Origin of the sequence: Galbitalea soli (assembly GCF_010686725.1) — a bacterium.
In the GTDB taxonomy this organism is placed as follows: domain Bacteria; phylum Actinomycetota; class Actinomycetes; order Actinomycetales; family Microbacteriaceae; genus Galbitalea; species Galbitalea soli.
Map to the genome: position 1 here is coordinate 349,092 of NZ_JAAGWZ010000003.1, position 9,260 is coordinate 358,351.

General features: G+C 70.6%; 7 protein-coding genes and 2 pseudogenes. 8 read left to right on the forward strand and 1 reads right to left on the reverse strand.

Going from position 1 to position 9,260, the window contains the following annotated elements; translation table 11 throughout:
- The first annotated feature begins 1 nt into the window (after position 1).
- Entirely contained in the window at positions 2 to 1,147 is a 1,146-nt protein-coding gene (locus G3T37_RS11930; RefSeq protein ID WP_163474113.1) for an adenosine deaminase family protein, read from the forward strand.
- A 7-nt stretch (positions 1,148 to 1,154) separates the two neighbouring features.
- On the opposite strand, the gene G3T37_RS11935 is transcribed toward G3T37_RS11930, so the two are convergent.
- Positions 1,155 to 2,168, reverse strand: a complete 1,014-nt coding sequence (locus G3T37_RS11935) for a substrate-binding domain-containing protein (RefSeq protein WP_163474114.1) — start codon at positions 2,166 to 2,168, stop codon at positions 1,155 to 1,157.
- Between the two features lie 199 nt (positions 2,169 to 2,367).
- Here G3T37_RS11935 and G3T37_RS11940 point away from each other — a divergent pair, with 199 nt between their 5' ends.
- The 7 genes and pseudogenes from G3T37_RS11940 to G3T37_RS14980 all read left to right on the forward strand — a co-directional run.
- Positions 2,368 to 3,414 (forward strand): ABC transporter substrate-binding protein, encoded by a 1,047-nt coding sequence (locus G3T37_RS11940; protein ID WP_163474115.1) that lies wholly within the window; start codon positions 2,368 to 2,370, stop codon positions 3,412 to 3,414.
- 54 nt (positions 3,415 to 3,468) lie between these two features.
- Positions 3,469 to 4,305: an ABC transporter ATP-binding protein gene (locus tag G3T37_RS11945; RefSeq protein ID WP_163474116.1), complete on the forward strand. Its 837-nt coding sequence runs from the start codon at positions 3,469 to 3,471 to the stop codon at positions 4,303 to 4,305.
- Positions 4,302 to 5,921, forward strand: coding sequence for an ABC transporter permease subunit (locus G3T37_RS11950; RefSeq protein ID WP_163474117.1), 1,620 nt, complete (start codon positions 4,302 to 4,304; stop codon positions 5,919 to 5,921). Before G3T37_RS11945 ends, G3T37_RS11950 begins: the two co-directional genes overlap by 4 nt.
- A 28-nt stretch (positions 5,922 to 5,949) precedes the next feature.
- Positions 5,950 to 6,657, forward strand: coding sequence for a purine-nucleoside phosphorylase (locus G3T37_RS11955; RefSeq protein WP_163474118.1), 708 nt, complete (start codon positions 5,950 to 5,952; stop codon positions 6,655 to 6,657).
- A 133-nt stretch (positions 6,658 to 6,790) separates the two neighbouring features.
- Positions 6,791 to 8,497 (forward strand): sensor histidine kinase, encoded by a 1,707-nt coding sequence (locus G3T37_RS11960; protein WP_163474119.1) that lies wholly within the window; start codon positions 6,791 to 6,793, stop codon positions 8,495 to 8,497.
- A 3-nt stretch (positions 8,498 to 8,500) separates the two neighbouring features.
- A pseudogene (locus G3T37_RS11965) lies at positions 8,501 to 9,082 on the forward strand (response regulator transcription factor); the annotation flags it as partial.
- 50 nt (positions 9,083 to 9,132) lie between these two features.
- Positions 9,133 to 9,225 (forward strand): annotated as a pseudogene (locus G3T37_RS14980) (F0F1 ATP synthase subunit delta); the annotation flags it as partial.
- Between the last annotated feature and the right edge of the window lie 35 nt (positions 9,226 to 9,260).

A 9,260-nucleotide genomic window follows, 5' to 3' on the forward strand; every position in this document is an offset into this window, starting at 1 on the left:
GATGACCGACTACCCCCGCTGGCGGCAGGACGACGACGAGGCGTTCCTCGCGATGCCCAAGATCAGCCTGCACGACCACCTCGACGGTTCGCTGCGCCCGGAGACGATCGTCGAGTTGGCGACGGCCCGCGGCGTGTGGATCCCGCACACCGATCCGGCGACGCTCGCGGGCTGGTTTCAGGGCACGGTCACCGAGCCGGCGATCGGCCACTGGGACGAGATGTTCGGCATCCTCACCGCCGTGATGCAGGACCAGGCGAGCATCCGCCGTGTCGCTCGCGAGTTCGTGCTCGAGCTCGCGGCCGACGGGGTCGTCTACGGCGAGGCTCGCTGGGCGCCCGAGAAGCACCTCGCCGGTGGCCTCAGCCTCGACGAGGCGGTGCTCGCGGTCGCCGCGGGGCTCGCGGAGGGCGAGGCGGCAGCGCGCGCCGAAGGATCCACCATCCGGGTGCGCCAGCTGCTCTGCGCCATGCGCACCTCCGACCGCAGCCTCGAGATCGCGGAGCTCACGGTGCGGCACTATGGCGCGAGCGTCGTGGGCTTCGACCTGGCGGGGGAGGAGGCGGGCTACCCGGCGAGCGCGCACCGCGCGGCCTTCGCCCTGCTCGACGCGCACGACATCCCGTACACGATCCACAGCGGTGAGCTGGCCGGCGTCGAGAGCCTGCAGGACACCCTGCACACGACGGCTCCGCAGCGCATCGGTCACGGTATCCGCATCATCGAGGACGTTCGTCTGGATGACCGCCCGCTCGCCGTGGCGACCGCGGCCGCGCAGTTCGCCGCCGCCCCCCGCGCGAAAACCACCGTCGGTCCGACCGCGGCCCGGGTGCGCGACCGGCGCGTGCCGCTCGAGGTCTGCGTCTCGTCGAACTCGGGAGGGTATATCCTGTCCGGCCGCGAGAATCACCCGATGGGGCTCCTGCACCGCCTCGGCTTCACCGTGACGGTGAGCCCGGACAACCGCCTCATCTCGGCCACCAGCGTGAGCGCGGAGCTGCGGCACATCACACGGCTCTTCGGCTGGACGATGGCCGACCATCGGGAGGCGCAGCGCGCGGCGGCGCGCGCGGCGTTCCTCTCGGAGCCGGATCGCCGCGCCCTGCTCGAGACCGTGATCGAGCCCTGGTTCGCCGAGCGGCTCTGACCGAGAGTCAGTCGCGCCGCGGCGCGGTCGTTCCGCGCACGACGAGCTCCACGGGCAGCACGCTCGAGCGCGCGCTGCCCGGCTCGCCCTCGATCACGTCGAAGAGGGTGCGGGCCGACCGACGGCCGATCTCGACCATGTCCTTGCGCACGGTGGTGAGCGCGGGCGACATGATGGTCGCGACATCCACGTCGTCGAAGCCGACGACCGAGACGTCCTCCGGCACCCGGATGCCCGCCTCCCGCAGGCGGCGGATCGCGCCGATCGCCATGAAGTCGTTGTGGGCGAACACGCAGCTGAAGGCGACGTCGTTGGCGAGGAGGTCGCCCATGAGTTCGTAGCCGGACTGCTGCTCGAAGTCGCCGAACAGGGTGAGCGCCGTGGGGAAGTACTCGCGGAACGCCGCGACCCGCTCGGTGGTGGAGCGCAGGCCGGCGTATCCGGCGATGACGACCGCGCGGCTGTGGCCGAGTTCGCGCAGGTGCTCGCCGACGAGCCGCGCGCCCTCGCGCACCGTCGTCGTCACCGAGGGCACCTCGGGCAGCCGGTCGACCGCCTCGTCGGCGAAGACGATGGAGGAGCCCTGTGCGACGGTCACGAGCTCGTCGAGGTCTGACATCGAGCGCGAGGTCGTGTACACGAGCCCATCGATGGCCCGCGTGCGCAGCATGTTGAAGTAGCGCTTCTCCCGGCGCGGGTCGGCGTTCATCGTGCCGCAGATGACGAGGCCGTAGTCGCGCTCGTTGGCGATCTCCTCGACCCCCTTGGCGATGCGACCGAAGTACCAGTGCGCGATGTCGGGCACGGCGAGGCCGATGACTCCGGTGCGTCCGGAGCGCAACCGCACTCCGCTGGAGTTGGGCACGAAGCCGTGCTCCTGCACGATGCGCTGGATTCGCGCGACGGTCTCGGGGTTGACGGGGCGCTTGCCCGAGAGTGCGTGCGAGACGGTCGTGGCGCTGACCCCGGCTTCCGCGGCGATCTGCGCCATGGTCCACGGGCGCGTCTCAGGGCTCAGCACGAGGGATAGCGTACAACATCGCCACGCGCGCGAAACGCGCGGTATGCAACACGATTTGCACAACCGTGATGCAGGCTTAATCCGCCGGAAACATCCGGAAACAGCGGGGAAATACTCGCGCCCTAGCGTCGAGCACACACACCATGCAAATCGGTTGGTAATCCGATTTGCCCCGCCCACCATCGCAGGAGCCCCACACATGCCTCGTCTCCCCCTCCGCACCGCTGCGCGCACTGCGATCGCCGTCGCAGCCGTCGCCACTCTCGGCGCCACCCTGGCCGCCTGCTCGTCCAGCTCGAGCACCCCCGCCTCCACGACCGCCGCGGTCACCACCCTCAACTACCAGACCTCGTGGATCCCGCTCGTGCAGTTCGGCGGCAGCTACGTCGCCGAGAAGGAGGGCTACTACGCCGCGAACAAGGTGAAGGTGAACATCCTGCCCGGTGGCCCCGACGTCGACGGCATGGCCGCGCTCGAGGCGGGCAAGGCCGACATCGCGGTGAGCAACCCCGATGTCGTCGCCCGCGCCAACGCGCAGGCCGGGGGCAACCTCGTGATCGTCGCCGCCGGGTTCCAGAAGAGCCCGCTCGCGATCATGTCGCTCTCCACCAACCCCATCAACACGCCCGCCGATATGAAGGGCAAGAAGATCGGCGTGCCGACCGGCGACGCCGCGACGAACGACGCGTTCACCAAGCTCAACGGGATCAGCTCGAGCGACTACACCTCGGTGCCGGTCAGCTTCGACGTGGCCCCCACCCTGAGCGGTGACGTGGCCGGCCAGTACGTCTTCGCGACCGAGCAGCCCATCGCGGTCGAGGCCGCGGGCAAGACCCCGACCACGATGCTCCTCGCCGACCACGGCATGAACGAGTACGCCCAGGTCTACGTCGTCACCAAAGACACCCTCGCCAAGAAGCGCGCCGCGATCGAGGGCTTCCTCAAGGGCGAGATCAAGGGATGGCAGAACTATGTCGCCGACCCGACCGAGGCGGTCGCGCTCACGGTCAACGACTACGGCAAGAGCGGCGGCCTCACCATCAAGGAGCAGACCCGCCAGGCCCAGCTGCAGATGCCCATCATCGTGACCGACACCACGAAGGCGCACGGCCTGCTCTGGATGAGCGCCGAAGACATCGACGCGAACATCGCGACGATCAAGGCCCTGGGCGTCACCGCCGACAAGAGCCTGTTCGACACCTCGCTGCTCGAGGACATCTACCAGGGCGCCTCCAGCCTCAAGTAGCGTCACGGGCAGCGCAGCACCACCCGTACCACCCGCACCAACCGTGAGGACCCCATGGACACCGGCACCGGATTCACCCTCGACGCGCTCTCCAAGGCGTACACGTCGGGCAGGCGCGAGACGCTCGCCCTCGACGAGGTGAGTCTGGCGGTGCCCCAGGGGTCCTTCACGGTGCTCCTGGGGCCCTCCGGCTGCGGCAAATCGACGATCCTGCGCATCCTCGCCGACCTCGAGGAGGCGACGAGCGGGCGCGTCGAGATCCACGGGCAGACGCCGGCGCAGGTGCGCAAGTCGCACCGACTCGGACTCGCCCTCCAGGATCCCTCGCTGCTGCCCTGGCGGTCGGTGCGCGACAACATAAGACTCCCCGGGCAGGTAATGGGCACGCGCATCCCCGATGCCACCGTCGACGAGCTGATCCGGATGGTCGGCCTCGCCGGCTTCGAGAGCGTGAAGCCCGCGCAGCTCTCCGGCGGCATGCGGCAGCGGGTCGCTATCGCCCGCGCGATCGCGACGAAGCCGGAGATCCTGCTCCTCGACGAGCCCTTCGGTGCGCTCGACGAGATCACCCGTCAGCGCATGAACCAGGAGCTGCAGCGGCTCTGGATGTCGACCTCCGCGACCGCTCTGCTCGTGACGCACTCGATCGCCGAGGCCGCGTTCCTGGCCGACCGGGTCGTGGTCATGTCGCCCCGGCCCGGCCGGATCATCGGCGAGCTCGAGATCGACTTCCCGCGGCCGCGTCGGGGCGAGCTGCTCACGAGCCCGGAGTTCCACCGCGTGTGCGACACCCTGAGCCAGATGCTGCACGCGGGCACCGGCACCGACGACGACCCGGCCGTCGACGTGCTCGCTCCGGCCGTCGACGCGAGTGCTCCGGGGGAGTCGTGACCGCGATCGCGACCGCGCGGGCGTCGGCGCGGCGGTCGAGCGGGCGCCGCGCGGCGTCGCGCTGGGGGCTGACGGCGGGGGCGAGCATCCTGCTGCTGATCCTCTGGGAGGTGCTCGCCGACGCGTGGTTGAGCCGCCTCGGCGTGCTCGCCTCGCCCAGCGCGATCGTGCGCAGCCTCGTGCAGACGCCCGAGCTCTACGCCGGCGCGGTCGCCGCGACCGGCTGGGTCGCCGTGCGCGGCTGGTTCTTCGGCAACCTCGCCGCCATCGTCGCGGGCATCGTCTTCGTGCAGGTGCGGGCGATCGAACAGCTCTTCCTGCGGCTCGCGCTCACCCTGTTCTGCCTCCCGCTCGTCGCGGTCATGCCGCTCCTGCAGCTCACCTTCGACCCCGACACCGCCAAGGTGGCGCTCGCCGCGATGTCGGTCTTCTTCACGACGCTCGTCAGCACGATGCTCGGCCTCCGCGCGGCGGAGGGTGGTCCGCTCACGATGGTCCGCGCCTGGGGCGGCGGCACGGGGGCGTCTTTGCGTGTCGTACGGCTGCCATCGGGAATCCCGGCGATGATCACGGGACTCCAGATCGGCGCGGCGGCGGCCGTGCTCGGAGCCGTGTTCGGCGAGTTCATCGGATCGGAGACCGGGCTGGGCGTGCTGCTCATCAACGGACTGCAGATGCTCAACCTCGGCCGCGTGTGGTCGGTGGCCGTGCTCGCCACGCTCATGGCAGCCGTGCCCTATGCGCTGTTCGGCCTCGTGCGCCGGGTGGTGAGCCCGTGGTCATCCTCGATCTCGACGGCGGCGCCGCTGGGGAGCACGCGCCCGCGACCCCTGCCCGCCCGGATCGGGATCGCGCTGGCGTGGGTGCTCGGCTCGCTCCTGGTCATCCTCGCCGCGTGGTGGGCGTACCTCATCGTCTTCTCGCTCTCGCCCTTCGTGGGCAAGTCGCCGCTCACCGTCTTCCAGTACCTCGTGACCGACCCGGCGGCCGCCGCCAATCGGGAGGTGCTGCAGAAGGCGCTCGGCGTCACGCTCGTGCACGCCGGCGTCGGCTACCTCGCCGGGCTCGCCTGCGGGATCATCGCCGCGGTCGTGTTCGCGCTCGTGCCGGTCATCGAGATCGTGCTCACCCCGCTCACGATCGCCCTGCGCTCGGTGCCGATCATCGTTCTGACCCCCGTGCTCATCCTCGTCTTCGGGCGCGGACTCGGCGGCGTCGTGGCCATCACGACCATCGTCACCTTCTTCCCCACCCTCGCCAACGTCAGCACGGGACTCAGCCGGGTGCCCGCCGACGCGCTCATGCTCATGCGCAGCTACGACTCGTCCACCCTCAGCACCCTCGCGCGGGTGCAGCTGCCCTACGCGCTGCCGGCGATCTTCGCCTCCGCCCGCATCGCGGCCCCCTCCGCCGTGCTCGCCGCGACCCTCACCGAGTGGCTCGCGACGGGCGACGGTCTCGGCAACATCATCGTCGTCTCACGGTCGTACTCCAACTACACGCAGCTCTGGGCCGCGGCCGCGATCCTCACGGCCGTGTCACTGCTCTTCTACAGCCTGGTGAGTGCGGCAGAGCGGGCCGTGCTCACGCGGTTCGAGCCGTCCCAGCTGGGCTGAGCCCCCGCATCCATCGAAAGGAACCGCCATGCCCACACCGCACATCGCCGCCGCCGAGGGCGAGATCGCCCCCAAGGTCATCATGCCGGGCGACCCCCGGCGCGCGACCCTCATCGCCGAGCAGTTCTTCGACGACGCCAGGCTCGTCACCGAGGTGCGCGGAATCCTCGGCTACACGGGCACCGTGGGCGGCGAGAGGATGACCGTGATGGCGTCCGGCATGGGGATGCCCAGCCTCACCATCTACGCGACCGAGCTCGTGCGCTCCTACGGTGTGACGCGCATCGTGCGGGTGGGCACGATGGGCGGCGCGCAGGACTTCCTCGAACTCGGCGACGTGGTCGCCGCCTCCGCCGCGCACACGGACTCCGCCATGAGCGCGGCGCGCATCCCCGGGGTGCAGTTCAGCCACGCGCCGACCTTCGGGCTCCTGCGCGCGGCGGTCGAGTACGGCGAGGCGAGCGGCACGACACTGCACGTCGGCCCCGTCTTCACGACCGACGCGTTCTACCAGCCCAACACGGCCGTCGGGGCGCAGATGGTCGCGCACGGCGTCCTCGGCATCGAGATGGAGGCGGCGGGCCTCTACGCCGTGGGGGCCGCTGAGGGCATCGAGACGCTCATGGTGGGCACGGTGAGCGACTTCCTCTACAAGAAGGGCGAGATGTCGCCCGCCGAGCGGGAGTCCACCTTCGCTGGAATGGTGCCCTTCGCGATCGCGGCACTGCAGTCCTAGCGGGCGGCCTGGCCGCACGACCGCGCCACGGCACGGAGGTCGCCAGCACCCGCGCGAAACCGCGTACCCCGCGGGGTACAAGAGTTGTCCTCAGGGCTCGAACCCCTCATGATGGTTGCATCGACACCCGGTCATGATCAGGAGTAGTGCCATTTCGAGCGCAAACTTCGCCGGGTCGCCGGCTGCCCCCGCACTCGTGCGATCGCCCATCGGCGTCGGCGAGCGAGGCGCCCGCGCCGATGCTGCCCGGCTCGTCTCGCTGCTGAACGGACTCGCCTCGTCGACGGTGACGGAGTCGCTGTCGGCCATTCTCGCGGCCTTCGCCGTGGCCGCGGGCGAGCGTCGCGCGATGCTGCACCTGGTCGACGACCGCACCGGCGCGCTCCGCCTCGCCGCGAGCGTCGGACTCGCGGGCATCGCCCGCGCCGTCTATGACGAGGTGCTGCCCGGCAGTGACTCGGTGATCGCCACCACCGCGCGCGGTGCCACCGCCGCGCGCGGTGCCACGGCGCCGTCGGCTGGCGACGCGGCGCTCCCGGCCGACGACGCGGCGCTCTGGTCGGTGGCGATCCGCAGCGGGGCTCGCAGCTACGGGGTGCTCTCCGTCCTCGGGCGGCCGAGCGGCTCCAGCACCGAGCTCGCCGCCCTCTACGCCGGCCTGGCCGCGGTCGCGCTCGAACGCGACGAGATCCAGCGCAGCGTCGCCCAGCGCACCCGCGTGCTCGACACCCTGCGCGAGCTGCGCGACCTGCTCGCCGGCCCGGTCGAACTTGCCGACAGCAAGCCCGTCGCAGCGGAGGTTCTGCTCCGTGGACTGGGCGCCGAGGCACTCGTCGTGGTGCGCACCGCCCTGTCGGCCGCGCGATTGGGCGAGGTCGCCGTCGTCGCGGGCGAGCCCGTCCGCGCGCACCGTCTCATCGACGAGCTTCGGGCCTCCCCGCCGATCGACGATGGCCCCCGGCTGGTCGGCCGCGGCGGTCTCGCCGTCACGTTCACCTCGGGCGGGCACCTGCACGTGCTCGCCGCCGTCTGGGCAGACCCGTGCGCGGCCACCGACCCGGTCGCGCTCGAGATCCTGGAGGGCGCCGCGTGGTCGATCCGCCTCGCCGTCGAACGCAAGAACGCCGAGGATGACCGCGCCCGCAGTTCCACCGCCACCCGCACTGCCGAACTCCAGCGCGACTTCATCCACCGGCTCAGCCACGAATTGCGCACACCGCTCACGGCGATCCGCGGCTACGCCTCCAGCCTGCGCGCCGACGACGTCGAGTGGGACGCGGGCTCCGTCGCGCGGTTCCTCAGCGGCATCGTCTCGGAGGCGGCCCGCATGCAGCGGCTCGTCGACGACCTGCTCGACCTCGCCGCGATCGAGTCGGGCAGCCTGCGCCTGCGCTACGACTGGTGCGACCTCGCCACCCTCCTCGAGATCTCGATCGACGTCGCGACCGTGGCGCGCGAGGATGTCAGCGTCGACCTCGCCGACGACGTGCCGGCCCTGTGGGTCGACCACGACCGGCTGCAGCAGGTGCTGGTCAACCTGCTCGACAATGCGCGGCGGCACGGTCATCCACCGGTGCGCGTGATCGCCCGCCTGCTCGGCGACGATGTCGCGATCGACGTCGTCGACAGCGGCCCCGGCGTGCCCGAAGCGGTGCGCGACAGCATCTTCGATTCCTACGTGTGCGGCGACCAGTCGGCGGGCGCGGGCCTCGGCCTCGCGATCTGCCGCTCGATCGCCGAAGCGCACAGCGGAACGATCGACCTCATTCCCTCGGAGACGGGCGCATGCCTCCGCGTTCGTCTCCCGCTCACAGAAATGACACACCCCTTGGAGGCATGACCCGTGGATCGACCCACAACCCTGCTGCTGGTCGAGGATGATCGCAACATCATCGATCTCGTGCAGAGCAACCTGCTCATCCGCGGTTTCGAGGTCGTGACCTCGCGCGACGGGTCCAACGTGCTCGAGCTGCTTGCGGTGCACCAGCCCGACGTCGCCCTCGTCGACCTCATGCTGCCCGGCGTGAACGGATTCGACGTGTGCCGCGCGCTGCGCGAGCGCGACAGCCTCGGCATCATCGTCGTCTCGGCGCGGGGCGCCGAGACCGACAAGGTGAGGGCCCTCAACCTCGGCGCCGACGACTACCTCACCAAGCCCTTCGGCATCGATGAGCTGCTGGCGCGGATCAATGCGACGCTGCGGCGCAGCCGACCGAGTCTCGCCGACGTGAACCGCGACCAGCCCATGATGCGCATCGGCGACGTGACCATCGACTTCCAGTCGCAGCTCGTGATGAAGCAGGGCAGCCAGGTGAAGCTCACCCCGACGGAGTGGGCGCTCCTGCGCGAACTCGCCCAGCCCGCCGGCGCGCTGCACACGCACGCCGCCCTCCTGCGGAAGGTGTGGGGACCGGGCTACGCCGCGAACACCGAGTACGTGCGCGTCTACATCGGACGGCTCCGGGCGAAGCTCGAGTCGGCGGCATCCGCGTGCAGGTCGGCGACGACGTCATCGACGGCAGCGTCGCGACCAGGCTCAACGACCTCAGACTTCAGCTCGCCCGATAGCGCGCTCGAACACTTCAGGAGTAAGGAACACTAAT

Bases quoted from the DNA above. Each gene is read 5' to 3' on its own strand.
- G3T37_RS11930 (WP_163474113.1), top strand. From the start codon at position 2: ATGACCGACTACCCCCGCTGGCGGCAGGACGACGACGAGGCGTTCCTC.
- G3T37_RS11940 (WP_163474115.1), top strand. From the start codon at position 2,368: ATGCCTCGTCTCCCCCTCCGCACCGCTGCGCGCACTGCGATCGCCGTC.
- G3T37_RS11945 (WP_163474116.1), top strand. From the start codon at position 3,469: ATGGACACCGGCACCGGATTCACCCTCGACGCGCTCTCCAAGGCGTAC.
- G3T37_RS11955 (WP_163474118.1), top strand. From the start codon at position 5,950: ATGCCCACACCGCACATCGCCGCCGCCGAGGGCGAGATCGCCCCCAAG.
- G3T37_RS11960 (WP_163474119.1), top strand. From the start codon at position 6,791: ATGATCAGGAGTAGTGCCATTTCGAGCGCAAACTTCGCCGGGTCGCCG.